This is a genomic window from Nostoc sp. CENA543 (assembly GCF_002896875.1).
Taxonomy (GTDB): Bacteria; Cyanobacteriota; Cyanobacteriia; order Cyanobacteriales; family Nostocaceae; genus Trichormus.
Genome location: NZ_CP023278.1, coordinates 6,318,562 through 6,344,523 on the forward strand (window position 1 = coordinate 6,318,562; position 25,962 = coordinate 6,344,523).

Consider the following 25,962-nt stretch of genomic DNA (forward strand, 5'->3'; position numbering starts at 1 on the left):
AGTCGATACATTGGCAATGTCAGGCGATACAATCTTGATGTTAGTCGGTACAATCACAATGTTACGCAATACATTGGCAATGTCAGGCGATACGTTCACAATATTGATGCAACATAAGCAAGTGCCTCATAAATATCAGCTTCTTCCAGATACGGATAAGCTTTGAAGGTATCACTATTACTGTGTCCAGATGCCATTAAGCCGACGATAGTACCAACAGTAACGCGCATTCCCCGAATGCAGGGTTTACCACCCATCACCTCTGGATTACGGGTAATTCTAGTGAGATTTTGCATATTTGCTACCTAAAATCCTCATATTGTATCTAGAACAATATTTAACTCCCGCAATTTTAATGAGTGTGGCATCGAGTATGGCTTTATTGTAATAGCGTTATTTGAGGCATCGCTCTGTTCATGGATGATGTAGGGTGTCTCAGAGATATTTAGAATTACTAAACATTTATCTTATTCATAATAAACGCTGAAAATCGAATCCGACACATTAAGCTTTAATGATAAATAGCTACCGATTTACTACAATTGTCTACCCTGCCTATACTATAGCAACGCTTTAAACCCAGCAATAAACTTATCAGAAAATACTACTAAAACAAGTGACATATGATACAAGTAAATAAACCCCGTGACATTCAAGTCATGCCCATCGGTACAGACACAACAATTGTGCGATCGCGCAGTTGGTCTAGGTTAAGATTTGAAATTGAATACGCTCTGGCTAAGGGTACGACTGCTAATTCTTATTTAATTCAAGGTGATAAAGTCGCGTTAATTGACCCGCCTGGGGAAACTTTCACGCAAATTTACTTAGAGGCTTTGCAGCAAAGATTTGATGTGAAAGCTATTGATTATGTGATTCTCGGTCACGTTAACCCCAACCGCGCCGCTACTTTAAAAGCTTTACTGGAAATTGCACCCCAAATTACTTTTGTCTGTTCCAACCCAGGGGCGATTAATTTGCGGGGGGCGTTAGAAAATCAAGACTTGCCAATTCTCGTGATGCGGGGGGATGAAACCCTAGATTTGGGCAAAGGTCATCATCTACAATTCATCCCCACACCCAACCCCCGTTATGCAGATGCTCTCTGCACCTACGACCCCCAAACGGAAATTCTCTACTCTGATAAACTATTTGCAGCGCATATTTGCGGCGACCAAGTATTTGATGAAGGTTGGCAATCAATTAATGAAGACCGCCGCTATTATTTTGATTGTGTAATAGCACCCCACGCCAAACAAGTTGACACAGCCCTCGATAAACTCGCTGATTTACCCGTGCGGATGTACGCTACCGGACACGGGCCGATAGTGCGTTATGGCTTAATTGAACTAACTCACGCCTACCGAGAATGGATTCAACAACAAGCTTCGGCTGACTTGACAGTAGCGTTAATTTATGCTTCGGCTTATGGAAATACAGCGACTTTGGCACAGGCGATCGCGCGTGGTATTACTAAAGCTGGGGTTGCTGTGGAGTCAATTAACTGCGAATTCACTGAACCGGAGGAAATTCGGGCGGCGGTGGAAAAATCGGCTGGCTTTGTCATTGGTTCACCTACCCTTGGTGGTCATGCACCTACACCCGTACAAACAGCGTTAGGAATTGTGTTATCTACCGCCACTAACAATAAACTAGCTGGTGTATTTGGTTCGTTTGGCTGGAGTGGGGAAGCCGTCGATTTAATTGAAAGCCGACTCAAAGACGCAGGTTATCGTTTTGGTTTTGATACCATCCGCGTCAAGTTCAAACCCAATGAAGCAACTTTGCAATTATGTGAAGAAGCGGGAACTGACTTTGCCCAAGCTTTGAAGAAAGCCAAGAAAGTCCGTACCACCAGCCAACCCGCCACCAACGTCGAACAAGCAGTGGGACGCATTGTGGGTTCGTTGTGTGTTGTCACCGCCAAGCAAGGGGAAGTATCTAGTGCAATGTTAGCCTCTTGGGTAGCGCAAGCCAGCTTTAATCCTCCAGGTTTAACTATTGCTGTGGCTAAAGATAGAGCAGTAGAAAGCTTGACACACTCAGGGAATCAATTCGTTCTCAACGTTTTGAAAGAAGGGAATCATTTAGGCTTGATGAAACATTTCCTCAAACCCTTTGGCCCTGCACAAGACAGATTTGCTGATGTAGCGACGGAAGAAGCTGTTAACGGTAGTCCCATCCTCAAAGATGCACTAGCGTATTTAGAATGCTCAGTGCAGAACCGGATGGAATCAGGCGATCATTGGTTAGTGTATGCGACTGTGGATAATGGCCGGGTGTTAAATCAGGATGGTGTGACAGCCGTGCATCATCGTAAGTCAGGTAATCATTATTAAATGGGCATGGGGTTATATTGGCACAACTTTCAATGGCAACCAGACCCGTTACCAGAAGATAGACAGCGCGGATATTACACAATTAAGTTTCGGGGTAAGGGTGGCAAGTACCAAGAAATTGGCTTAGACCACCAGACATCTTCGTTGCTCAAAAAATACTGACGGATGGCTAGTGATAAGATGCCAGTATTCCCCAATATGTCACCCAACCAAAAAAAACGGGGGTTGCCGTTGAGCTTTTAGACTCGCTACCGCTACGCGATCGCTCTAATAACGCTATATATAAGTTATGCTGCAAATCTCTAATAAAATCACTATCCCCGATAGCGAACTCGAAATGAGCGCGATTCGTTCTCAAGGAGCAGGGGGTCAAAACGTCAACAAGGTTTCTACTGCCATTCACTTACGTTTTAACATTGAGGCTTCATCATTACCCACTTTCTACAAAGAACAGCTTTTGAAACTGAATGACCGACGCATTACCCAAGAAGGGGTTATTGTCATCAAATCTCAAGAACATCGCAGCCAAGAGCAAAACCGTGAGGAAGCTTTAGAACGACTCAAAGAACTGATTAAAAGCGCAGTTGTAATCAAGAGAAAACGCAAACCCACCAAACCAACTCGCAGTTCTCACTCCAAACGTCTTGACAGTAAAACTAAGCGAGGACAAATTAAGTCCATGAGAAGGCAGATCATTGATTAAAGTATGATCCTCTTCAACCAAAAACCCAGCCGGAATGACTGGGCTTTTGTTGGGGTTATCTTCCCCAGGGTAATTTATAGAAGTTATTGATAAGTCGCTTTACTAATAATGACTACCACGCTTAAATAGCAAATTCCAGAAAATTAGAGACTTCCAAAGAAGAAATTATTTTAATTTTGGCACGATGAACCCAAAAGGGGCTTTGACTTGTGTTGAAAGTAGGGAATAGGGAAAAACCTGTCTGATTTAGGATTTTTTGAGAACTTTTTAACTCAACAATACATCCTCTGCTAGATTTGGGAAGCTCACTGATTTGAGACTATGTATATATACATACATAAATTCAAAGATGAGAGTTAGCATCCAGAAGACAATAGATATTCTTGAGAAAATTAATCAATCAGAGTCAGGAGTTGGACTCAGGAACGAAGCTTGTCGTTCCAAATTCTTTATTTATCCCCACACTACATCCAAAGTTTGTCTCTTCCTGCATGGCTTTACGGCAGGCCCATATCAATTTGAGCCACTTGGCAAAGCTTTATTTAGTCAAGGATACAATGTCTTAGTTCCCTTACAACCAGGTCACGGACTAGCAGGAGATTGGAATCGTCAAAACCCTCCCCCACTCCCAACAGATATTAAGACTTATCAAGAGTTTGTACTGGAGTGGTTGCAGATTGCCAAAACCCTTGGTGAACAAGTCGTAGTCGGTGGATTATCCACGGGAGGAACTTTAGCGGCTTGGCTAGGATTGGAATATCCCCAACAAGTTGAACGGGCTTTATTGTTTACGCCTTATTTAGCTAATCGAAATTTTTTATTTACTATATTAATTAAAATTTTGCCAATTTACTTTGAGTGGTTCAACAAAGACGCATCTGGTAATTTTGGTTATAAAGGTTTTCGGATTCCAGCACTACGCATATTTTTAGAATTGGGAGAACGGCTTTTCCAACAGGCTCAAACTCATACTTCTGCACCTATTTTAATGGTGTGTAGTGAGAGCGATCGCGCTGTTAGTCTCTCTAAACAGCAGGATTATTTCACAATGATACTCAAGCAGCAGCCGAAATCCTGGTATTACTGCTTTGATGAATCCCTAGAAATTGAACATCGAATGATGACCAAAATGGAAGATAATGATTATGAGGAACTAGTAATTACCTTAGCCAAAGTATTTGTAGAGAGTGATTTAACTTGGCAACAGTTTCAGGAAATGGCAATGAGGATAATACAGGGAAAATCCTATTACCCAATTCAGCAAAAATTGAAACTTGATCCTCAAGCTTTCCAACAGCTATCTGCAATGATGACTCGACGTTTTGGTTGTGATGATCTCAAATGTATCAATCCGAATCTTAAAGTTTAGATACACAATATTTTTTGCAATTAACCCTAATCCCTATTAGGGATTGAAACTTGTGCAGATTAAGCGATCACGATCACCGAAGGCGGGTCTTTGACGTTTAAGTATTACTCATGGGGATAAGGGCTGATTTAAAGCTGTGATAAAGATTACTTGAAATACTAGTGTTCATATAAGGAATGTGTGATGATAACCTCGTTCAAGATTAGACTTGGCAAACTTTGCCCAGAATACCCAGAAAACTATGATTTTTAGGGGGCTGGCAAGCAAAGAGACTTACTAATGCTGAGTTGGCAATATAACGAGGTATAAAGCCATGAATTTTCTCTCCTCAAAGAAGCAATCATCAATGGCTATAGTTGGGGCATTGATGATAACTCTAGGAGTAGAGCGAAGTGCTGCGGCCGCTACATTCAACCCTGCTCCTATTTTCGATAGCGCAGCTAACTACGTTACCACGATTCCTAGAAGTGATGGTGGTGTAGATGCTGCTTATATCTATTACCCAGTTGTTTCCAATACCGATAAGAGTTCACTGCCCATTGCTTTGTTCTTGCAAGGTGCGCTGGTTGACAAGTCCGACTACTCAACGTTCGCTAGCACCGTGGCTCGTTATGGGTTTGTAGTAGTCGTACCTAATCACATCAGAACTGCAATCAGTCCAATGGGTGCAGTTACAGGATTGCTCGCTGAACAGCAGCAGGTAAATGATGTTCTGACTTATATGCAGAGTGAGAAATCTCAGGGAACATCACCTGTTGCTAATCTACTTGACCCCAGTACCCTAGTCTTGCTTGGTCACTCATTTGGAGGAGCAGTAGGAATTGCTGCAATTCAGGGTGACTGTTTTTTTGTTTTATGTACGAAAGATTTTAATCGACCTGATGAATTGAAGGCTGGGGTGTTTTATGGTACTAACTTCCGGATCGGCCAAAGTAGTGGAGGGCTGCCGATTATTGACAACGATGACATACCTATTGCTCTAGTGCAGGGTAATCTAGATAGTGTGGCAACTCCCGCTAATGCTCAAGAAACATACGCAGGCATTCAAGACCCTCCCAAGGCGTTTATCACCATTCCTGGTGCTAACCACTATGGCATTACCAATGAAGATAATCTCCTACGTGAACCTATTAGACCAACGCTAGGGCAAGATGTGGCAATTGAAACCATTGCCCGTTGGAGTGCGCTTTTTTTACGCGGAACTGTACTCAACGACAAAGGAGCATTTGATTATGTATTCAACTCAGGTGATGCGTTAGATCCAAATGTCAATGTGGAGAGCGTTACAAAACCTATACCTGAATACACTTCTGTAGTTAGCTTGCTGGGATTAGGGGTAATAGGTGCAAGTTCACTGCTAACACGTAAGCAGAAATCAGTAATAAAATAAACACAGTGATAAATTTGTTATCCACCCTCAGCTACCCAGTGAGGGTTTTTCGTTTGAACTGATGAAATACTGGCCTTAGCAACTGGCGAGCCGGTGGGCGGTTATACCAATTCACAAAAAATGTGATTCAAATGCAAACGCCAAAAGCTATGCTGAGTCCCATTTTCTTAATTTTGAATTTTGAATTGGTCTTACGCGATCGCTATCCAATAAGAAACTGTGTGCTGGACAAACACATACTACAACTGTATTATTTAAAATAGTCTTGATTACAAATACTACAAACCTTCAATGACCAGCAGACTCTCCTCAACCATTAGCGCGGTGCATTGCCAACCCAGCAAGGGTTTAGGCAGAGCGGCTGCGCTATTTGCGTTTGAGCAAATGTATCTGTTCATTGGCGATAAATCTATAGACATTGGCTTTTTTGGAGCGTTAGCCTGTTGGCTGAATCCAGAGCAACTGAAGGAAAGCGGGAAGTGTAAATGTCTCATAGCACCCACATAGAGCAAAAAGTATCAACTACCTCACCCCCGCTTCTTTTCACCAGAGGCGGGGGTTATTTTTTTAAGAGTGATGTCTGACGACAAGCCGCGAACGCGTCTACACGTGCCTTCTACTTCTGAAAAAAATTTTGTAGTACACCCTTGACACTTTTGTAATACTTATGTAGCATAAATGTAGTAAAGCAATCAAGCCTCTCAAAAAGGCAGAGAGCAAACACTATCAGAACCATGAAAACTAAATAATTGCCACCCAACGTGGGGGTGTAGCTTAGTCCGGTTTAAAGCAGTCGCCTGTCGAGCGAAAGAACGTGTGTACCTTTCGGGAAGGCTTTGCCAACAAATCCCATCATCCCCATGTAGCCTTGTGGACAAAAAGATTAAGTCGCTTTGATTCTCAGTCAGAGAGAAGCGGGTGCAACTCCCGTCGAGGCTTCCAAACATTGCAGTGTAGCTTAATGGCAAAGCCCCAAGCTCATAACTTGGTAAATGTGGGTACCCTTCGGGATGCCTACGGCTACAACTCCCACCACTGCAACCAAATGCAGGGATGGTGTAATTGGCAACACCAGAGTCTCCAAAACTGTTGTTCTGGGTTCAAGTTCTAATCCTTGCGTTCTACTCTCTGCCCCTGTGGACAAATGGTTAAGTCGCTGCTCTTTCAAAGCGGAAATTGCGGGTTCAAATCCCGCCAGGGGAATTATTCACCTTATCCCCTGGTAGCTCAGTTGGTAGTAGCGTCTGTTTGAAAAACAGAAGGTCGTCAGTTCGATTCTGACCTGGGGGACTGGCACATTGCCCCATAGCTTAATGGCAGAGCAAGTGGCTGTTAACCGCGAGGCTGTAGGTACCCTTCAGGAACGCTTACGCGAACGAGTCCTACTGGGGCAGCCATTAATTGCCGAGTGGATGAATTGGTAGAGTCACCTGTCTCTGAAACAGGAATTTGTAGGTACCCTACCCTTCTCTACGAGAGACTGCGCCAACGGGAACGCTCTGCGAACGGGAAGCAAGCTACAACTCCTGTCGGGAGTACCAATTGGGTCGTTGGCAGAGCGGATAAATAACGCCCTTGTGTATGGGGTATTGGCATAGCGGCAAGTGCATCGGACTTTTAATCCGACTTAGACAGGTTCGACTCCTGTATACCCCACCAAATTTTACCCCTGTGATGCAATTGGCAGACATGACCTGCTTAAAACGGGTTTTCTACAGGTTCAAATCCTGTCAGGGGTATCAACTTATGGGAGTGTCGCCTAATGGATGGGCATCGTTCGCGTTAGCGTCTCCGAAGGAGAATCTTCTAAATCGACCGATGTAGGTTCAAGTCCTACCACTTCTGCCAAATATGGGTCTGTAGCTTAATTGGGAAAGCGTCTGCCTTGCAAGCAGAAAGATGTCGGTTCAAATCCGACCAGTATCCACTTATGGTGTCTGTTGGCGTAGCTGCTCCTATGGAGCTAGCCAAAGCAGTCGCGGCACTGGTTTGTGAAACCAGTCATTAGGGAGTTCAAGCCTCCTCAGACACCTTTGAATTGATAATGGAGGTGATGATGTGATCGCTAACTGGCTAGTCTTGGGGATGTACCAACCCGATGCGATAGCTTCCTATCAAGTCAATGGTAAACCTTTGCTAGTTGTATCTAATGAAGTTAGCGAACTACCTTATTTGCGATTGAAGATAATTCTCAATCTGTACCTGAACCTGGGGTAATTTTGGGTTTATTATCAGTCGTCACAACGGGTATGTGGAAATTCCAGCATCAACGATAAAGCAGATTTCTCAGAATTAAGATACATCAAAAACCCCGATTTTTCAGAAAAATCGGGGTTTTTAATACCAAGAAATGACAAACTAGGGTAATCTTTTTTCTAGATATTGACCAATCATTACCTGTTCACCCGCACGAGAAATAATAGTTTGTCGGGTGCGATATTTGTTACCAACTAACTTTAACTCTTCCTCAAAGACTGAACCGTTATACTCTGTCCGCAGACATAGAGTTTTGCTGTTAGGGAAAGAATACTTCGCAGTAATTGGTTCTGAGGTGGCAAAACCGCGATCGCGATACAATATATTTCCTAACGCACCAAATAATGTAGAACCTTCAGATTCATTCCTATTAGTTAAGCTATTTTTACTACGCCAATTAACTTCTACACCACCAACCAGCATCACTGCGTCGGTTAAATTGTGCATTTGAGCCAACTTTTGTAATTCCTCGCATCCTGACTCTAAAAATCGGATGGCGAGCATACTCTCGATTTCTTTGGTATTACCGTTGGGAAGAGTATAGTAACGTCTTTCCGAAAGCCACTGACCAACTGATGCTTGAAAAAACTCGATGATTTGGGACTCATCAGCAGTGTGTGCAATTGTTAGCGGTGATCTCACGCGTAATTGTCCTCACCTAAAAGGAATAAAAATTGGGCTTATTGTATATAATACATTGCTCTAAAATGCAATTCTAGTTTAAAATTTTTAATACGTTGCCGAAATACCGAGAAATACCAGTGATTACAGAGGTATTTTTGCTACGATAGAGTTTGTATTTAGTAAAACTAAATATTCCCTTACCAAACAATGCCGACATTAGTGTCTAGCAGATCAATTGTTATGTGATATCTATTGACGATGGATGCTAAGTTTTAGAGGTGTGCCAAATCTTTTTGGCTAATTTATACTAGGAATTTTCTGTCTGTAATACTAGCAATATAACAGTAAAAAAAATTTGACATGACTTTGTCATCATTTTGTGATCATAGTAATATTTAGTACCAAAAGTTTCCTAAACAACTTTATGAACTTCTACATTTACCAGCCAAAAACATAATAGATGGATTTGTTTAGTAATAAAAAGCTGTGAATCAAAAACTTGTTTAAACAAGCTAAATCGATCATTCAGACCCAAAATTACAGCAAAAAACGATGCAGCAGCAAACTTACACTCCCACTTGGCAATTAAATCAGACAAATTTTGATGAGAAACAGAAAAATCATCGCCAAAAAAGTAGGATTTTCCATTACTTATTGATGTTTTGTTTGTTGAGTACAGGGATATTCACAGCTAGTTGTGGTTCTCTACCAAAAGAATCAGCAAAAGCACAATCTCAACAACGGACAAGCAGAGAAGGAAACCAAGCAGTACCGGTAGATGTAGCTATTGCGCGCATAGAAAGATTGCAACCACAAACAGAGTATACAGGTACAACCACACCATACCGGACAGTATCACTGCGATCGCAAGTAGAAGGTAGGTTATTATCTTTAAACTCAGATGTCGGCGACTCAGTAACAAAAGGACAAACCATCGGTCAATTAGATGACACTATCCTCTCTACAGACTTCCGACAAGCAGAAGCCGAATTAGCCGCCCTACAATCAGAAGTAGCTAGAGCCTCTACCCAAATCAGTAACGCCAATGCAGAGGTAGAAAGATTGCGGCTAGAGTTAGTCCAAGCCGAAGCTGATGCTAACCGCCAACAGCAATTATTTAAAGAAGGGGCAATTTCCGAACAACAAGCCCAACAAGCCAACACCAAAGCCAAAACCGCCGCCCAAGCACTGCGTGCCGCCCAAGAACGGGTGCGGACAGAACAACAAGCCGAAGCTGCTGCCAGAGGACGAGTCTTCGCCCAAAAAGCAGTATTAGCCCAAACCAAAGAACGTCGTTCCTACTCCCGGCTCATCTCACCCATCACTGGTGTAGTCACCGAAAAAGTCACAGAACCAGGAAATCTCCTGCAAGCTGGGGGTGAGGCTTTAAAAATTGCCGACTTTAGCCGCATCAAAGTAGTCGTGCAAGTGTCTGAATTAGAATTAAATCGCATTCAAATAGGACAGTCTGTAGAAGTTCGTTTAGATGCCTTTCCCCAGGAAAAATTAATCGGTAGAGTCACCCGCATTTCTCCCACCGCCGACGCAACCGCCAGATTAATTCCGGTGGAAGTAGTTATACCCAACAGTAACAACAATATCAGTAGCGGGTTACTAGCTAGAGTCAGTTTTGCGACTCAAGTACCCCAGCGAGTAGTCATATCCCAAACAGCTTTACAAAAATCAAATAGAGACACAGCAGCAGAAAGCAACGGCACAATTTACGTATTAGCAGATACCGCAGATAAACCTAAAGTCATGTCTCGTGCTGTCACACTAGGGGAAAAAGCCGATGGCAAAGTCGAAATTTTATCAGGTTTACAACCAGGCGATCGCTATGTTGTCAGAAGTGGTAGACCTTTAAAAGATGGCGATGCTGTGCGTCTTTCTATACTTTCTGAAAAATCAGGGAGTTAGTGGGGAGTGGTGAGTGGTGTTAGCGGAAGCGGGGCGTTTAGCCCGTGCTGTTAGCGGTAGCGCAGCGTTTAGCCGGTGCTGAGTAGTGACTAATGACTGTTGAGTTGGGTAAGAATCAGTTCTTTGAATTTTGAATTTTGAATTTTGAATTTTGAATTGTTAACTCCCCAAAGAGGGCGATAAAAATGCAGGAAGTGAATAAAAGCGGTGGATTTAGTCTCAGTTCCATCTCTATCCGCCAACATATCGGCACTCTGATGCTTACTTTGGCGGTGATTGTTTTAGGTGTGTTCTTTATTATCAAGCTGCCAGTAGATTTACTGCCTTCCATTACCTATCCTCGTATTGGTGTGCGGATACAAGCACCAGGTATTTCGCCAGAGGTAGCCATTGATGAAGTCACTAAACCTTTAGAAGAAGCTTTTTCTGCTACGGAGGGTGTGATTCAGGTTTTTTCTCAAACTCGTGAAGGGCAAGTCAGCATAGATTTATACTTTCAGCCAGGCGGTAATATTGACCAAGCTTTAAATGATGCCACAGCAGCCTTTAATAGAGCCAGAAGCACTTTACCAGATACGATTGAATCACCTCGTCTATTCAAAGTTGACCCTTCCCAATTACCGGTCTACGAAATGGCTTTAACTTCCCCTTCTTTAACAGGGGTTGATTTACGGGTATTTGCAGAAGAAGAATTAGCACGGGAATTAGGCGTTGTTCCTGGGGTAGCTGGGGTAGATGTATCAGGGGGTTTACAAGAAGAAGTCAGAGTTAACCTCGATTTAGACCGTTTACAAGCATTAGGTGTAGGTTTAACTGATGTCTTAGATGAGTTGAGAAATCGCAACCAAGATATTTCCGGTGGTCGGATTTTGGGTGTGAATTCTGAACCACTCACCAGAACTGTAGGACGATTTAAAACTGCCGATGAAATTAGAAACTTATCTTTTGAAGTCTCTTCCCCAGTCACTAATACCCAGTCCTCAGTCCCCAGTCGTCGCGTTTATCTGCGAGACTTCGCCGAAGTTATCGACGGTTCAGAACAACAGAGGGTATATGTCTCCTTAAACGGTGAACCTGCTGTAAAAGTCAGTATTCAAAAGCAACCAGATGCCAACACTATCAATGTAGTTGATGCTGTAAAAACCCGTTTAGAACAGTTGCGGACGGGAGGTGTCATCCCTGAAGGTACGATCATTACACCTACCTTAGACGAATCTAAATTTATCCGTAATTCTATTTCTAATGTTACGAGTTCTGGGTTAATTGGTACAGCCCTCGCCGCGATCGCAGTTTTATTATTTCTGGGTTCTCTGCGTCAAACCTTTATCATCGTCGTTGCTATCCCCCTAGCCACCCTAGCCGCAATCATTCTCATGGGTGTCTTTGGCTTATCCATCAACGTATTTAGCTTGGGTGGTTTAGCTTTGGGTGTGGGTATTGTTGTAGACAACTCCATCGTCATGCTAGAAAGCATTGCTGAAGGGGTGGGGATGACACCAGGGAAGGATACTAAAAGCCGTTTGCGTCCACAACAATTAATTGCTCAAGCCGAAAAAAGTAGCCAAGCAGTAGAATCAGCCTTAATTGCCTCTACAAGTACCAACTTAGTGGCAGTCTTACCATTTTTGCTGATTGGTGGCTTTATTGCTTTATTATTCAACGAATTAATTCTCACTATTAGTTTTTCCGTTGCAGCTTCCATCTTGATAGCCGCTACCGTTGTTCCTATGATGACCTCGCGGATGTTAGGCTGGCGATTTTCGAGTAATTTGAGTAACTTTTGGCTATTAAAGCAATTTAATCGCCGTTTTGAAGCCTCAGCCAGAATGTATGCAGGTTGCTTAAAAAATATATTACGTTGGCGATTAGTAACAGTAGCGATCGCTATACTCATCTTCGGTGGTGGTAGTCTATGGATGGCCCCCCAAATTCCCCAACAAATTCTCCCCCGCATCAACACCGGACAAGCTAACCTCTTCGCCCAGTTTCCCCCAGGTACACCCCTAGAAACTAACCGCAAAGTCATGACTGCGGTAGAAGAAATCATCCGCCAACAACCAGAAACAGAATATGTTTTTTCCACCGCCGGGGGTGCATTATTTGGAACTACTACCAATGCCAATCCCCTGCGCGGTACTAGCAACATTACCCTCAAAACAGGTACTAACGTAGATGCTTACGTTGAAAGACTAACAGCAGCTGTTAACAAGTTGAATCTAGCTGGTATTCGTTTGCGGATCTCACCAGGCCAAGTCCGAGGTTTAATTGTCAATAATTCACCTGTGCGTAACGCTGATGTTGACGTAATTCTCCAAGGTAATGACTCACAAAGTTTAGAAGCGGCTAGTCGTCAAGTATTAGCCGCCTTAGAAGAACGCGTCACCCAAGCTAGATTCCGTCCTGATGCTGATGATAGACAACCAGAAATTCAAATCCGTCCCGACTGGGAAAGAGTCTCAGCTTTAGGATTAAACACCCAAGATATCGGAAATACAATTCAAACAGCCTTAGAAGGTAGCGTTCCCACCCAACTACAACGGGGTAATCGTCTAGTTGATGTGAGAGTGCAATTAAATCAAAGCACAGTCCAAACACCTTCTCAACTACAAAGATTACCTTTATTTGTCGATGGTAATCGTCAAGTCCGCTTAAGTGATGTAGCTCAAATCGTCGAAGGTCAAGCCCCAGGCGAGATTCAGCGTATCAACCAACGTCAAGTCATCATTTTTGCAGGTAACTTAACCGAAGGTGCTAGCCTGAGTGAAGCGATCGCCCAAGTACAAGATGTCATAAATAGTCTAGAATTACCAGAAGGTGTGAGTGTTTTACCCAGTGCGGCCGCCACATCCAACCAAGAATTACAAAGTTCATTACAGATTTTAGGCGGATTAGCTACCTTTTTAGTATTCGTAGTCATGGCGGTGCAGTACAATTCCCTAATTGACCCACTAGCCATCATGTTCACTATCCCTCTAGCTTTAGCTGGCGGTATTTTTGGACTTTACATCACCAAAACAGCCATAGGTGCAACTGTTATTGTCGGTGCAGTTTTACTTGTGGGGATTGTAGTCAACAATGCAATCATTATGGTGGAATTAGCTAATCAAATCCGCGAACGAGAACAAATAGACCGCAGAACAGCCATCTTACAAGCTGCACCCCAAAGGTTACGTCCCGTTTTAATGACCACTATCACCACAGTCTTAGGTATGTTCCCCTTAGCATTGGGCATTGGAGAAGGTTCGGAATTTCTGCAACCCCTGGGTGTAGTTGTATTTTCTGGTTTATCTTTAGCAACCCTACTAACTTTATTTATCATCCCCTGTTTCTACACCCTACTCCATGATTTACTAGGAGGCACTTGGATTAAATCAATGTCATTATGGCTACGTTTCTGGAAGAAAAAGTTAGATAAAGCCTAATGATTGAATATAGAATTTACCAAAACCTGTTGGAGCGGTTGTAAGGGTGTAGGGGGAAGAAAGAGCAGCCAACCTAACCCTTGGGTTAAAAGCTCTGCCCAACACCTTACACCCCTAATGAGCAAATCCGAATGAAATAATAAAAGTCAGATAATAGTCTCTGGCTTTTATTATTTCATTTATTCGCACAGAAAAAAGACACAAACACAAGATATATTACTAAAATACACCAATTTCAATTTAGGTAAATTTTTAAGCTAACTCTCGTCCCATCTTTCATATAAATCAAGATTCCTAGGATATAAGAATTGATACTTTTGATTAAAAAATCGTAAAATTTACTTTTATACTTTACCCTCCTGCACTTTATTGTCAATATATACCGCTAAATTTCAAGAACTGAATTTGAGTTTAATAATTAAATATTGTTTTAATATTATAATAATTATTTTTCCATCAGCACTATTTTTTGAATATGGGAGTTATACATTTTTCTTTTTCGAGAGTAGACTACATTTATTAAGAATTTCCAACTATTAAAAGATAAGGCGGAGGAATTGATTAAAGCAAAACAACTTTGCAAATCTTTTCTCTTGAAAGCAACCATAGTCCAGTGTAATTTTAAATAATTTTTGATATCTTCCATCTTAGGTAAATGATGGCGATGTTTGTCGTTAACAAAAGAGTAAATTTTTTCTTTCATCAATATATTTGTATGCAATCTGTGAATAAAAGAGAATTTTTGATTGTAACCACCAGGCCAAATCATGCGGTAAGCAAGACATTCATTGAGAAAAATTCCATGACCAAATTGAGCAATCCGAATCCAAGAATCTATATCATCACACACAGAAAATTGAGTATCCCAGCCACCACTTTTCAAAAACGCATCTCGACGACAAGCAACTTGAACTGGTGTACCAAAGGGAATGAGTTCCAAAAGCATACCGTAGTGAATATCTACTTGGGGAATATAAAAAGCTAAACCAGATCCAAAGTTAGGGGTGCGACTGATTTCTGTTGCATTAGTATCGACTTGCGCCGCAATGCAAGAGCAAATCACTGCATCAGGACAAAGTGCGATCGCCTGACTCATCTTTTCAATACAATGGATATCTAAATAGTCATCATCATCTAAAAACTTGATCCAATCACCGCTAGCTTTTTCCACACCAGCATTGACTGTAGCCGCATGACCTTGATTGACGTAATTACGATGATAAACTACAGCATCACCCAAACTTCTGACATACTTTTCCGTTTCCTCCGATGAACAGTCATCAGCAACCACCACTTCACAAGGAATAGTTTGTCTCAGTGCAGAATCAATAGCCCGACGTAACAAATGGAGACGGTTATAAGTAGAAATAACAATACTAAATTTCATAAACATCTCCTACCTGGAGCAAGAGTTTTTACAATATAACCGTCATCCTCCAGAGACTGTATTGGGGATATAACCTAAAAATAGGATCTTTGATGAATATTTATATCTATCTCCGCAAGACAATTGGAAAAGTTTAGCTGAAAAAATGTTGTCAGCTAAATCATTCGTGAACAACAAGATCCCCGACTTCTTTGGGAAGTCGGGGATCTGGATACGCCATAAGTCAATACAGTTCAGTCAAGGATCAATAAAAGATGGGGTTTTTGACTGATCTCAAGTCGGGAAACCCACCCACAAGAGTGGCCTTACAACTCTCTCCCTTACACCCTGCACCCTTGCGAATTAAGGAATGAGACAGAATTAATTACACAACTGATTTTTCTGTTCCCTGTATCCTGTTCCCTGTTCCCTCTCTCAAAGAGTGAATTTAATTTTGTCCGACTACTTATCAATCAGTCCCTATCTCCGCCCAACTAGTGGACTGAAACATAGTTCTCGATTTATGATGGATGATCGTGAGTTTTTTAATCAAAGCAGCCATGAACGCCCAGGAAATTATCCGTTCCATCGAAGGGGAACACCTAAAATCTAACCTGCCACAAATATACGTCGGTGATACCGTCAAAGTTGGCGTAAAAATCAAAGAAGGCGAAAAATATCGTGTACAGCCCTATGAAGGCGTAGTCATCGCCATGCGTAATGGCGGTATCAACGAAACCATTACAGTCCGCAGAGTCTTCCAAGGGGTAGGCGTTGAACGAGTATTTCTAGTTCATTCTCCTCGCATTGATAGCATCAAAGTTATCCGTCGCGGTAAAGTCAGACGAGCAAAACTTTACTATCTCAGAGGCCGTGTTGGTAAAGCTACCCGCATTAAACAACGCTTTGATCGTGCCTTATAAACTTTGCCTTTTTGATATGCACTTCATTTTAGTTAGCAGGCGGCATCTGCCGCTAGCTTGCTTCTTCAACGAAAGTGTGTTATCATAGCAATTGTGCGTTAAACTGAAACAAAGTTCAGCGCAGTACACAGACCCAACCCAGCTTGTGCGCTCTTAGTTCAGTTGGTAGAACGCAGGTCTCCAAAACCTGATGTCGGGGGTTCGAGTCCTCCAGGGCGCGCTCGAAAGTAAAAACACAGCCCGAAACGGTAGCACACCTGCTAAGATAGCAGAAAGTGCTATTGATTTCGGGTGTAGTTGTTTTATACTTGCAGCTTTCTTGCTTCCAGTAATTTTGATGGAGTTAAAGCTGTCAACCTGGATGAAAATGAGCAAAGTGTAGCTGTATTGCAAAAGATGGGGGGATAAACGACCGTGGCCAAAAAGAACGAAGCAGAAATTACAGAACCCGCAGGCGGATTTAACTTCCTCAATTTCTTTCAAGGAACAAAAGAAGAACTAGAGAAGGTAGTTTGGCCAAGTCGCAAACAACTAGTCAGCGAATCAGCTGCTGTATTGTTGATGGTGACACTCTTTGCTTCTTTGATCTATTTGGTTGATGGATTGTTTAATTGGGTATCAAAGCAGGTATTCTGATGACTTCTGCAACAGACGAACCAATGAACTCGGCGTTGCAGTCAGAGGAAACAGCAGAAACAGCGTCAAAAGAAGCACGCTGGTATGCAGTCCAGGTAGCCTCCGGCTGCGAAAAACGGGTGAAAACCAACTTGGAGCAGCGCATTCAAACCTTTGATGTCGCAGATAAAATTATCCAAGTAGAAATTCCCCATACGCCATCTGTAAAAATCCGCAAAGATGGTAGCCGCCAACACACAGAGGAAAAGGTGTTTCCTGGTTATGTGCTAGTGCGGATGGTAATGGATGATGACACTTGGCAGGTAGTACGCAATACATCCCATGTAATTAATTTTGTGGGAGCAGAACAAAAACGAGCTACAGGCAGAAGCCGTGGTCACGTAAAGCCACTACCCTTGAGTCATTCAGAAGTAGAACGTATATTCAAACAAACCAGTGAACAAGAGCCAATAGTCAAGATTGACATGGCGACTGGTGATAAGATAGTCGTGCTTTCAGGCCCATTCAAGGATTTTGAAGGCGAGGTGATTGAAGTGAGTCCAGAACGGAGTAAACTAAAAGCCTTGCTATCGATTTTCGGGCGAGACACACCAGTAGAACTGGAATTTAATCAGGTAGAAAAACAGAGCTAAATCCAAATGGCAAAGAAAGTAGTAGCGGTCATTAAACTGGCCCTGAATGCTGGAAAAGCCAACCCAGCACCCCCAGTTGGCCCTGCCTTGGGTCAACATGGTGTTAACATCATGATGTTCTGCAAAGAGTACAACGCCAAAACAGCCGACCAAGCTGGCATGGTAATTCCCGTAGAAATCTCGGTTTATGAAGACCGGAGTTTTACATTCGTACTCAAAACGCCTCCAGCATCAGTATTGATTCGCAAAGCGGCAAAAATTGAAAGAGGTTCTGACCAACCCAATAAAAAGAAAGTTGGTTCAATTACCACAGCACAGTTGCGGGAAATTGCTCAAACCAAACTACCTGACCTCAACGCCAATGATATAGATGCGGCGATGAACATTGTGGCAGGAACAGCCAGAAACATGGGCGTAACCATTAAAGATTGATATTAGATCAATCGCCAATCAAAAATCAAAAATTGCAACAGGGGGAGAAGCCTAGCTTCGCAATTGACCCCAGGAGATAAAATGGTGAAAAAAGTATCACGTCGCTTGCGAGAGTTGCAAGCAAAAGTAGAAGAAAGGGACTATGCACCTTTAGATGCTTTAGCTTTGCTCAAAGAAACAGCTACAGCTAAATTTGCGGAAGCTGCGGAAGCACATATCCGCCTAGGTATTGATCCAAAATATACAGACCAACAATTACGTACCACAGTTGCACTACCTAAAGGTACAGGGCAAATAGTCAGAGTAGCAGTAATTGCTCGTGGGGAAAAAGTTACAGAAGCCTCTAGTGCTGGTGCTGATGTAGTTGGTTCAGAAGAATTAATTGACGAAATCCAAAAAGGTAGAATGGATTTCGACAAGCTAATTGCTACACCAGATGTGATGCCACAGGTAGCCAAACTAGGTAAATTATTAGGCCCCCGTGGTTTGATGCCATCACCCAAAGGTGGTACAGTGACATTTGACATAGCAAGTGCGATCGCAGAATTCAAAGCAGGTAAATTAGAATTCCGGGCTGACCGTACAGGTATTGTTCATGTTATGTTTGGTAAGGCATCCTTCTCGCCTGAAGATTTGTTAGTAAACTTGAAGGCGTTACAAGAAACCATTGACCGTAACCGTCCTTCAGGAGCTAAAGGCCGCTACTGGCGTTCAGTTTATGTATCTGCCACAATGGGGCCATCCATTAAAGTCGATGTTACAGCTCTCAGAGATTTAAAACTGACCGAAGCAGCTTAAGGGTGATTGGGGACTGGGGATTGGGTACTAGGTACTAGGAAAAACCTTTACACCAATCTCTAATACCCAACACTCAAAATTAAATAAGCAAAGCCGGAGACAGCAGGTGCAACTCGCTTAATATCCTGCCGAGGTGAAAAGCTCTATAACCAAAATACCGTGTGGAATCGTGCGTATTGAAGGCTTTTAAGAGTTTTAATCATTAACCCCGGCTGAGACAGCTGGGGTTTATTGTTATCACCTAGTCAGATAAAAATAATCACCGGAGAAATCGACAGTTTTTTTGAGGAGGTGAAACCGATATGGGTAGAACACTAGAAAACAAAAAAGAAATAGTTGCGGAACTCAAAGAAAGTTTGAGTGAGTCAACTTTGGCAATAGTAATTGACTACCAAGGTCTGACAGTTGCCGAAATTACCGACTTACGGCGGCGGTTACGTCCCACCGGCACTATCTGTAAAGTGACCAAAAACACTTTCATGGGTATTGCCATTCAAGACGATGAAAAATGGCAACCGATGTCGGAGTTGCTCAAAGGTTCTTCAGCATTCTTGTTAGTTAAAGAAGACTTTTCTGGAGCTATTAAGGCTTACCAAGATTTCCAAAAAGCTTCCAAGAAGACAGAACTTCGCGGCGGCGTAATGGAAGGCCGCTTGCTGAAAGAGCCGGATGTCAAAGCTTTAGGAGACTTGCCATCCAAGGAACAACTCATGGGTCAAATTGCAGGAGCTATCAACGCTTTGGCAACAAAAATTGCTGTGGGTATCAACGAAGTTCCTGGTGGACTGGCGCGTGCTTTGCAAGCTGTTGCTGACAAAGAAAATAGCGGTGCAAGTGCTGGTGAATAGGTAAAAGGTGATAAATCACCAATTATCAATTGCTAGCTACCAATTTACGAAAACAACAATCAAAAATTACAGGAGTAATATCCATGTCTGCTGCAACCGAACAAATTTTAGAACAATTGAAATCCTTGACCTTGTTGGAAGCTGCTGAATTAGTTAAGCAAATCGAAGAAGCTTTCGGCGTAAGTGCTGCTGCACCTGTTGGCGTAGCTGTTGCTGCTCCTACTGCTGTTGCTGCTGCTGAACCAGTAGAAGAGAAGACCGAATTTGACGTAATTCTGGAATCTGTTCCTGCTGATAAGAAGATTGCTGTACTGAAAGTTGTTCGTGAAATCACTGGTCTGGGTCTGAAAGAAGCTAAAGACTTAGTAGAAGCTGCGCCTAAAGCTATTAAGGAAGCTATTGCTAAGGAAGCAGCTGAAGATGCTAAGAAGCGCATTGAGGAAGCTGGCGGTAAAGTAACTGTTAAGTAATCAAGGCATGAGGTAGGAAAAAAGTATATTTCAATACTTTTTTCCTGACTCTGACTCAATAATCTTGAGTGTTCGCACCATTAACAAAACTTTCTGTTGATTAAAAAAGAAGTCTCTTGAGGCTTCTTTTTTATTGGCAAATAACCCATAGCAGAAGTTTAAAATAATTAGAAACAGAATTATTATGTAATAACGTTTAAAACTTCTAGTGTCATTGAATGAATGAGTGAACTGATTACAGTAGCCTCTCAACGAGACTTGCAATCTGACAAAGAGTATATAAATATACGAGTAGACGGAGCGTCAGTATTAAGCAATCCCTTTGATTTCACTGATCAATCTAGTAGAGATAAAGCTTGTGATGCCTATGCTGAGTGGCTAATTTTAAATATGCAAACTGCTTTAACAGCAGATACTTTTATTCATGTTTCCTTGGAAAAGTGGATACTTCAGGGATTAAGTATATCTCAAAAGTATAAAAATCCTCATGTTCAAGATGTCGCTCGTCAATTAAAGCTGCTTCTGGGATTGTTACAATGTGGTCAAAAACTTAAGTTAATCTGTTCGTGTCGGCAATCTGATGAAAGGGTTCGCTGTCATGCAGACAGTATCAAGTTAGCATTAGAAAAAATGTATCAACATCATCATCGCTTGCAAAATATAGCCTGATACCAATTCACAAAATCCAGGCACAGACAACAATAGTCATAACTTTTCAAACATCGTCTTGGCAGACTTTAATTAATCTGTGATTTCTCCTGATAATTGAGCAGGGTGTGTTCATGAAACATCACACACCCCAAAAAAATTGATTATCTTACAGAAAATGCTTCACTAAATCGACGAGTTACAGGTTCGAGAATAAAAGTCAGAATCGACTTTTTCCGCGTCACAATTTCACCTGTAGCCGCCATACCAGGGGTAAAAGCCACCTCTTGACCACGCACTGTGAGGGTATGTTTTTGTAGTTTGATTCTCGTGGGAAAAACTAGACCCAACTCTTTATCAACGGTAGCATTAGGACTAACTTGCACAACTTCACCGTCAATAGTGCCGAATTCTTGAAACGGAAAAGTTGCCATTTTCACTTTTGCTTTCATTCCTTTTTGAATAAAACCGATATCACGATTCAGGACTTTGACTTCTAAGAGAATTTCTTCACCTTCGGGAAGGATAGACAATAATTCTTCACCGGCTTGGACTGGCCCTTTAGTGGCTTTAATTTTGTAGATAGTACCAGCTACTGGAGCTTTGATTGTCTCCCCATCAGTTTCTTTTTTGGCTTGTTCTAATTGGCCAGTGACATTTGTCAGTTCTTCTTGACGCTTATTAATTTGGGTGAGAATTTCACTTTTGCGTTCCGATGCCACGCGTTGTGCTTGACTCCAAGCAGCTTGATAGGCAGCTTGGGCTTGGCGAATTTCTTGGGCTTGGGCTGCAATATCTTTTTCTAGTGATGTAACTTTATCTTGGGCTTCTGTGATGCGATTTTGGGCGTTTGTGACTTCATCTTTAGCCCTGGTAATCTCTGTTTGGGCGCGTGTTAGTCTTTCTTTGGCTTCCAGATAATCGACTCTGGGGACAGCACCGGGAGTAATCAGAGTACGGAGATTTTCTTCACGACTTTGGGCAATTCCGAGATTACTTTCGACCTTGTCACGAATACTTTCGGCATTGGCAAGGTTAGTTTTAGCGTTAATTACACCAGTTCTGGCACTAGCAAGATTATCTTGTAACCTAGTTAGGCGTACCCTTGCTTGATCAATCAAGGCTCGTTGGCGATTGGCTTCGGCTTCGGCGGCGGCTTGACGGGCTTGGTAGTCGCGCAGGCGGGATTTTAGCAGTTCATCTTGGATTTCTGTATTGGCAGCGCGATCGCCCAATCGTTCTGCTTGTAAACGCTGCAAATCTTCTTGAATTAATTGGCTACTGCGAGAGAGGCGTGTGACATCGGTTTGTTTGAGGTCTGGGTCACGCTGAATCAGGACTTGATCCTTAGTAACGCGATCGCCTTCTTCTACTTTAATCGCGACAATCGCCCCATTACCCAGAGATGTCACTGGTCTTACCTGAGTAGAGGCGATTAATTCCCCTTGTGCTACCGCCACCTCATCGATTTCTGACAAACCAGCCCAGGCGATCGCGCCAAATACCACAAAGCTAATTGTTCCTGCTAATAATCTGGTGTAAAGCGGCGGTAATTCTTTTACAGCTTTACCGAGTTCATAGGATAATTGGTCTTCTGGTCTAGCGAATACCTGTTTGGTTTGACGCGCTTGAGCCGCATTAGCTAATAGGGGATGTCTCATAAATGGGAATTGGGTACTGGGGATTGGGTACTGGGGACAGGGGACTGGGAGTTAGGGAAGGAAATGATCTAATTAAATTAAGTTCCCTGGCTTTTACTCCTCTAATTACTCAGCAATAGGATTTTTAATTGCCAAGTAACTTGGGATTGGGAACTAAAGATAACGCGATGTGCGACTTATTCTTAAACCCCTCCCCTGCAAGGAAATAGGCTTTGATTCTTGCTCCCCTTCCCTACAAGGGAAGGGGTTGGGGGTTAGGTTTGAAGAAAAGTTGTACACGGCGGAAAGATAGAGCTAAATTACCCAATCCCCAGCCCCCGTCAGACTGCTAAATAGCGTTTTAAGAAACTTTCTAGAGTTTCCAGGGAAAAACTGAAAGTTTGCTCTATATTAGCTATTTCCTCTTTTCTACAGAAAAATTCGTTGGACAGTAATGTCCGAAAAGTTCCCAAAGCCTGTTGTGCTGGCGGGTTAATCAATCCCAACATAGCCCTTAACCCATCCACCGCTAATAATGGTGAGTTAATGATCATTGGCTCTTTATTAAATATGCGCCCAAAGATTTGGGGAATGTCTCCACGGTATAAGATTTCTGGGCCTCCGATGGGAAAGATTTGATTCAGTGCGCCAGGGACACTCACGGAATCTACGGTGATTCTGGCTAAATCATCTGTACTCACGATAGAAGTCCGATTTTTCGGGTCGCCAATCAATAAATATAAGCCCGTGTCACGGAATCTTTCTGCTAAGGGAAGTAAATTAGATGCTAGTCCAGCAGGGCGTAAAATAGTGTAATTTAAGCCACTAGCCACTAAATAACGTTCTACAGCCCGTTTAGCTTTGAACACGGGAGCATCTTCGTATCCCCGATCAGATCCTAAGACGGATATAAAGACGAAATGCTGGACTTTGTTAGCTTTTGCCTGATCAATGAGTTCAATGTTAGCTCGGTAATCTAAAGCCAGAGCATCACTATCAGAACCGTGGGAACTGATAATATATTGAACGCCTCGACAAGCTTTGGCTATATCTTTGTCATCCTTTAAATCACCGATAAAAAGTTCTGCCCCTCGATGTTCTAATTCACCATAAGGCGAGGTGAGGCGAACAAATGCGCGCACAGACTGCTCTTGTTGGCGTAGCAGTCGCACCACTCGACGACCAATATCTCCCGTTGCTCCAGTTACCAAAAACATAATGATTAGGGAATAGGGAATAGGGAATGGGGAATGGGGAATAGGGAATGGGTGATTTACCTAGTCCCCAGTCATCATTTTTGAATTTTAAATTTTGAATTGATTCTTCCCCAGTCCCTTATACCCCATATCCTAAAATCTCTTATTTAAAATTCCACAATTACCGGCGTATGGTCACTCGGTTGGGTTAATTTCCTGGGGGTGATATCAATAATGCAGCTAGCTGCGCGATCGTATAGTGTAGGCGTTAGATAGTGATGGTCAATCCGCCATCCTTGATTGCGACGAAAGGCGGCGGTGCGATAGTCCCACCAGCTATAGTGTCCGCCTTCGCTGGTAAATTTCCGAAAAGCATCGGCAAAGCCTAATTCTAGAATATCTTTGAGGGCTTGGCGTTCTGCTTCTGAAGCCATAATATGATTTTCTACTTTGACTTTCTCGTGAATATCTCTGGCTTCTAGGGCAATATTAAAATCGCCACACATACAAATAGCAGATTCAGATGACAACAGTGTTTGTAAATACTTTCGTAGCACCGTCAACCAGCGTAGTTTAAAGTCATATTTCTCGCTACCTACAGAGGAACCATTGGGAACATAGAGGTTTAAAATTCTCACCCCATCCATAACACCGGTAATTACTCGCTTCTGCTCATCCCAAATTGGATCAATCTCTGGGAGTATGGGGGTAAATCCCATAGTTACATTTGCAAGCGGTTTTTGACTAACTAGGGCGACTCCATTATAAGATTTTTGTCCCGATATATATAGGTGATAGCCTAAATCCTCTAAAGGCGATCGCGGAAAATCTGCATCTACAACTTTAGTTTCTTGCAAACACAGAATATCTACGGGATTTTGTCCCAACCAATCAATAACCTGCTCTAGACGAGTGCGAATCGAATTAACATTCCAAGTGGCAATTTTCATCAGTTGACTAACTATAATCTGAAATTGATTAATACTTTTTGAGCTAGCTTTTTTAGAATTATTTAATATTTACCAGATTTATTGGTTTTTAGCCATTTCCACCAAATCCATCCCATAAAAAATTGATCCCATCACATTTTTTTAGTATTATCAGCTACAAATTATAGATATTTGTGAGTTCTGATACAAAATTTCTCACTATTTTATGATCCCCAGGACAGATGCAACTTAGAAGACATGAGTTATATTAATAAAGGCATGAGGTTATTAACTATCACATCACTAGTGAGATAAAATATATGCAGAATCATTGACTATCCCGTTAACCAATATGAACCTTCTAAGGATCAATTTAGGTTAATTTAAATTGCAAACTTGCCAGTAGTAATTTTATTTCCTCATAATAATATTATTGAAGTTTTCGTTGTGGGGAGCATCTTACTGACAAAGCAAATCATTATCCCAATTGAGCAAACGTCAACTTCATCTCAAATAGATTAAGCCCGTTAATAACGGTACTGCACTAGTAGATTCTCTATTCGTTACTCAACGACAAAACCCTCTAACTCGGCGTTTTTAGGTTGATTGTCTTCTAGAAAAAGACCAAAAAAAGCGATCGCCATTGCCCAAAACATGGGTTAACCACCAAAAGATTAGGGTCAGTTGATGTAGTGAACACCAATTTTTCTGCACAATAAATTTTTCCCCAGTTAGCAGGAAAGCAAATTAAATATTTACGTGAAATTAACTATACACAAACAGTCATAATACCCGGAAATGTCAGAATCACTCTATTTCCTAATTATTTTGTAAGAAAAATTGGGTTTGGTAATGATGAAATCACTAGCAGCTAATACATCTGTTATGAAGATGACATAAACGTTCTATACCCAGAATTTTCAGAACGAGAGACAATTGATTTTCTTTACGAACTCCTTAATAAAATAGCCGGAATAACTGCGGCGGTTATGGAATTAACGCGTTATTTAGTGAAGAAAATATGTAGAAAACAAATTCAGTTCTATCCCAATGTTTAATAGAGATCAAAGTAGCTACACACCAGGGGACAACAACCAAATTCTGTCCCAAGGTTATATCCATGCAGGTCGAATTTAAGTTTAAACAACAATTTTCTTTAACATCTTTACAAAAATCATTTTTCAGGAGGAGATTGGTATGAGTATACTGGTCAATAATTGCCCATGCTGCGGTGGTTCACTCCTCCGCCATGTTCGTCACGGTGAATTGTATTGGTTCTGTTTATCCTGTAGACAGGAAGTTCCGCTTTTAAATACTAATCGCCTCACCACCTTAGACACTCGCAACACCAATGTAGTTACTCACTCATCCGCGAGTGCGGAGTGCTAAATCTTAGCTATATATGTCTTAGCCCTATCTGATAA

The 25,962-nt window shown here is 42.1% G+C and carries 25 protein-coding genes, 11 tRNA genes and 1 other annotated feature; of the genes, 30 read left to right on the forward strand and 6 right to left on the reverse strand.

Annotated features, from left to right (window positions below; genetic code table 11):
- Positions 1-95: 95 nt before the first annotated feature.
- Complete coding sequence (locus CLI64_RS26515; RefSeq protein ID WP_103140019.1) at positions 96-296, reverse strand: DUF433 domain-containing protein; 201 nt, start codon at positions 294-296, stop codon at positions 96-98.
- Between the two features lie 330 nt (positions 297-626).
- On the opposite strand from CLI64_RS26515, the gene CLI64_RS26520 reads away from it, so the two are divergent.
- From CLI64_RS26520 to CLI64_RS31725, 18 genes are all read left to right on the forward strand, one after another.
- Positions 627-2,339 carry a diflavin flavoprotein gene (locus CLI64_RS26520; RefSeq protein ID WP_103140893.1) on the forward strand — a complete coding sequence of 571 codons (1,713 nt, stop codon included), beginning with the start codon at positions 627-629 and terminating at the stop codon, positions 2,337-2,339.
- 6 nt (positions 2,340-2,345) lie between these two features.
- Positions 2,346-2,501, forward strand: a complete 156-nt coding sequence (locus CLI64_RS30995) for a hypothetical protein (protein WP_157943325.1) — start codon at positions 2,346-2,348, stop codon at positions 2,499-2,501.
- Between the two features lie 127 nt (positions 2,502-2,628).
- Positions 2,629-3,042, forward strand: coding sequence for an alternative ribosome rescue aminoacyl-tRNA hydrolase ArfB (gene arfB / locus CLI64_RS26530; protein WP_103140020.1), 414 nt, complete (start codon positions 2,629-2,631; stop codon positions 3,040-3,042).
- A gap of 349 nt (positions 3,043-3,391) precedes the next feature.
- Positions 3,392-4,411, forward strand: coding sequence for a carboxylesterase (locus CLI64_RS26535; RefSeq protein WP_103140021.1), 1,020 nt, complete (start codon positions 3,392-3,394; stop codon positions 4,409-4,411).
- 313 nt (positions 4,412-4,724) lie between these two features.
- Positions 4,725-5,801 carry an alpha/beta hydrolase gene (locus tag CLI64_RS26540; protein WP_225977434.1) on the forward strand — a complete coding sequence of 359 codons (1,077 nt, stop codon included), beginning with the start codon at positions 4,725-4,727 and terminating at the stop codon, positions 5,799-5,801.
- Positions 5,802-6,092: 291 nt separating this feature from the next.
- Positions 6,093-6,308: a hypothetical protein gene (locus tag CLI64_RS31000; protein ID WP_157943326.1), complete on the forward strand. Its 216-nt coding sequence runs from the start codon at positions 6,093-6,095 to the stop codon at positions 6,306-6,308.
- A gap of 256 nt (positions 6,309-6,564) precedes the next feature.
- Positions 6,565-6,662, forward strand: a tRNA-Asp gene (locus CLI64_RS26550).
- A gap of 86 nt (positions 6,663-6,748) precedes the next feature.
- A tRNA-Ile gene (locus tag CLI64_RS31005) sits at positions 6,749-6,845 on the forward strand.
- Positions 6,846-6,932: 87 nt separating this feature from the next.
- Positions 6,933-7,004 (forward strand) — tRNA-Glu (locus tag CLI64_RS26560).
- A 13-nt stretch (positions 7,005-7,017) separates the two neighbouring features.
- Positions 7,018-7,091, forward strand: a tRNA-Phe gene (locus CLI64_RS26565).
- A gap of 9 nt (positions 7,092-7,100) precedes the next feature.
- Positions 7,101-7,198: transfer RNA gene (locus CLI64_RS31010), tRNA-Asn, on the forward strand.
- 11 nt (positions 7,199-7,209) lie between these two features.
- A tRNA-Gln gene (locus CLI64_RS31015) sits at positions 7,210-7,342 on the forward strand.
- 42 nt (positions 7,343-7,384) lie between these two features.
- Positions 7,385-7,460 (forward strand) — tRNA-Lys (locus tag CLI64_RS26570).
- A 6-nt stretch (positions 7,461-7,466) separates the two neighbouring features.
- Positions 7,467-7,540, forward strand: a tRNA-Leu gene (locus CLI64_RS26575).
- A 9-nt stretch (positions 7,541-7,549) separates the two neighbouring features.
- Positions 7,550-7,649: transfer RNA gene (locus CLI64_RS31020), tRNA-OTHER, on the forward strand.
- 5 nt (positions 7,650-7,654) lie between these two features.
- Positions 7,655-7,728 (forward strand) — tRNA-Ala (locus tag CLI64_RS26580).
- A gap of 131 nt (positions 7,729-7,859) precedes the next feature.
- Positions 7,860-8,018: a hypothetical protein gene (locus CLI64_RS31025; RefSeq protein ID WP_157943327.1), complete on the forward strand. Its 159-nt coding sequence runs from the start codon at positions 7,860-7,862 to the stop codon at positions 8,016-8,018.
- Between the two features lie 2 nt (positions 8,019-8,020).
- Positions 8,021-8,077, forward strand: coding sequence for a hypothetical protein (locus tag CLI64_RS31725; protein ID WP_225977628.1), 57 nt, complete (start codon positions 8,021-8,023; stop codon positions 8,075-8,077).
- 82 nt (positions 8,078-8,159) lie between these two features.
- On the opposite strand, the gene CLI64_RS26585 is transcribed toward CLI64_RS31725, so the two are convergent.
- A complete protein-coding gene (locus CLI64_RS26585) occupies positions 8,160-8,699 on the reverse strand; it encodes a phycobiliprotein lyase (RefSeq protein WP_103140023.1) in 540 nt (179 codons plus the stop codon).
- A gap of 534 nt (positions 8,700-9,233) precedes the next feature.
- Here CLI64_RS26585 and CLI64_RS26590 point away from each other — a divergent pair.
- Together CLI64_RS26590 and CLI64_RS26595 are read left to right on the forward strand one after the other, a co-directional pair.
- Complete coding sequence (locus tag CLI64_RS26590) at positions 9,234-10,598, forward strand: efflux RND transporter periplasmic adaptor subunit (RefSeq protein ID WP_103140024.1); 1,365 nt, start codon at positions 9,234-9,236, stop codon at positions 10,596-10,598.
- A gap of 185 nt (positions 10,599-10,783) precedes the next feature.
- The gene (locus CLI64_RS26595; RefSeq protein ID WP_103140025.1) at positions 10,784-14,020 is read left to right on the forward strand and encodes an efflux RND transporter permease subunit; all 3,237 of its coding nucleotides are present in this window, start codon (positions 10,784-10,786) and stop codon (positions 14,018-14,020) included.
- A gap of 445 nt (positions 14,021-14,465) precedes the next feature.
- On the opposite strand, the gene CLI64_RS26600 is transcribed toward CLI64_RS26595, so the two are convergent.
- Positions 14,466-15,407, reverse strand: a complete 942-nt coding sequence (locus CLI64_RS26600) for a glycosyltransferase family 2 protein (protein WP_103140026.1) — start codon at positions 15,405-15,407, stop codon at positions 14,466-14,468.
- Positions 15,408-15,946: 539 nt separating this feature from the next.
- Between CLI64_RS26600 and rplS the strand changes: the two genes are divergently transcribed.
- From rplS to CLI64_RS26650, 9 genes are all read left to right on the forward strand, one after another.
- Positions 15,947-16,309: a 50S ribosomal protein L19 gene (gene rplS, locus CLI64_RS26605; protein WP_103140895.1), complete on the forward strand. Its 363-nt coding sequence runs from the start codon at positions 15,947-15,949 to the stop codon at positions 16,307-16,309.
- Positions 16,310-16,456: 147 nt separating this feature from the next.
- Positions 16,457-16,529, forward strand: a tRNA-Trp gene (locus CLI64_RS26610).
- A 194-nt stretch (positions 16,530-16,723) separates the two neighbouring features.
- Positions 16,724-16,945: a preprotein translocase subunit SecE gene (secE, locus tag CLI64_RS26620; RefSeq protein ID WP_103140028.1), complete on the forward strand. Its 222-nt coding sequence runs from the start codon at positions 16,724-16,726 to the stop codon at positions 16,943-16,945.
- Positions 16,945-17,577 (forward strand): transcription termination/antitermination protein NusG, encoded by a 633-nt coding sequence (gene nusG / locus CLI64_RS26625; protein ID WP_103140029.1) that lies wholly within the window; start codon positions 16,945-16,947, stop codon positions 17,575-17,577. The genes secE and nusG overlap by 1 nt, the downstream gene beginning before the upstream one ends.
- A 6-nt stretch (positions 17,578-17,583) precedes the next feature.
- Entirely contained in the window at positions 17,584-18,009 is a 426-nt protein-coding gene (gene rplK, locus CLI64_RS26630; protein WP_103140030.1) for a 50S ribosomal protein L11, read from the forward strand.
- Between the two features lie 81 nt (positions 18,010-18,090).
- Positions 18,091-18,807, forward strand: a complete 717-nt coding sequence (gene rplA, locus CLI64_RS26635; RefSeq protein ID WP_103140031.1) for a 50S ribosomal protein L1 — start codon at positions 18,091-18,093, stop codon at positions 18,805-18,807.
- Between the two features lie 75 nt (positions 18,808-18,882).
- Positions 18,883-19,049 (forward strand) — a sequence feature (ribosomal protein L10 leader region).
- Positions 19,050-19,109: 60 nt separating this feature from the next.
- Positions 19,110-19,655 carry a 50S ribosomal protein L10 gene (gene rplJ / locus CLI64_RS26640; RefSeq protein ID WP_103140032.1) on the forward strand — a complete coding sequence of 182 codons (546 nt, stop codon included), beginning with the start codon at positions 19,110-19,112 and terminating at the stop codon, positions 19,653-19,655.
- An 83-nt stretch (positions 19,656-19,738) separates the two neighbouring features.
- The gene (gene rplL, locus CLI64_RS26645) at positions 19,739-20,125 is read left to right on the forward strand and encodes a 50S ribosomal protein L7/L12 (protein WP_103140033.1); all 387 of its coding nucleotides are present in this window, start codon (positions 19,739-19,741) and stop codon (positions 20,123-20,125) included.
- Between the two features lie 222 nt (positions 20,126-20,347).
- Positions 20,348-20,794: a DUF4326 domain-containing protein gene (locus CLI64_RS26650; protein ID WP_103140034.1), complete on the forward strand. Its 447-nt coding sequence runs from the start codon at positions 20,348-20,350 to the stop codon at positions 20,792-20,794.
- A 143-nt stretch (positions 20,795-20,937) separates the two neighbouring features.
- Here CLI64_RS26650 and CLI64_RS26655 read toward each other — a convergent pair whose 3' ends face one another.
- The 3 genes from CLI64_RS26655 to xth all read right to left on the reverse strand — a co-directional run bounded on the left by CLI64_RS26655 (position 20,938) and on the right by xth (position 24,559).
- Complete coding sequence (locus CLI64_RS26655; RefSeq protein ID WP_103140035.1) at positions 20,938-22,434, reverse strand: HlyD family efflux transporter periplasmic adaptor subunit; 1,497 nt, start codon at positions 22,432-22,434, stop codon at positions 20,938-20,940.
- 320 nt (positions 22,435-22,754) lie between these two features.
- Positions 22,755-23,630 carry an SDR family oxidoreductase gene (locus tag CLI64_RS26660; RefSeq protein ID WP_103140036.1) on the reverse strand — a complete coding sequence of 292 codons (876 nt, stop codon included), beginning with the start codon at positions 23,628-23,630 and terminating at the stop codon, positions 22,755-22,757.
- Positions 23,631-23,776: 146 nt separating this feature from the next.
- Positions 23,777-24,559, reverse strand: a complete 783-nt coding sequence (xth, locus tag CLI64_RS26665; protein WP_103140037.1) for an exodeoxyribonuclease III — start codon at positions 24,557-24,559, stop codon at positions 23,777-23,779.
- A 1,176-nt stretch (positions 24,560-25,735) separates the two neighbouring features.
- Here xth and CLI64_RS26670 point away from each other — a divergent pair.
- Positions 25,736-25,927: a hypothetical protein gene (locus tag CLI64_RS26670; protein ID WP_103140038.1), complete on the forward strand. Its 192-nt coding sequence runs from the start codon at positions 25,736-25,738 to the stop codon at positions 25,925-25,927.
- Positions 25,928-25,962: the final 35 nt, after the last annotated feature.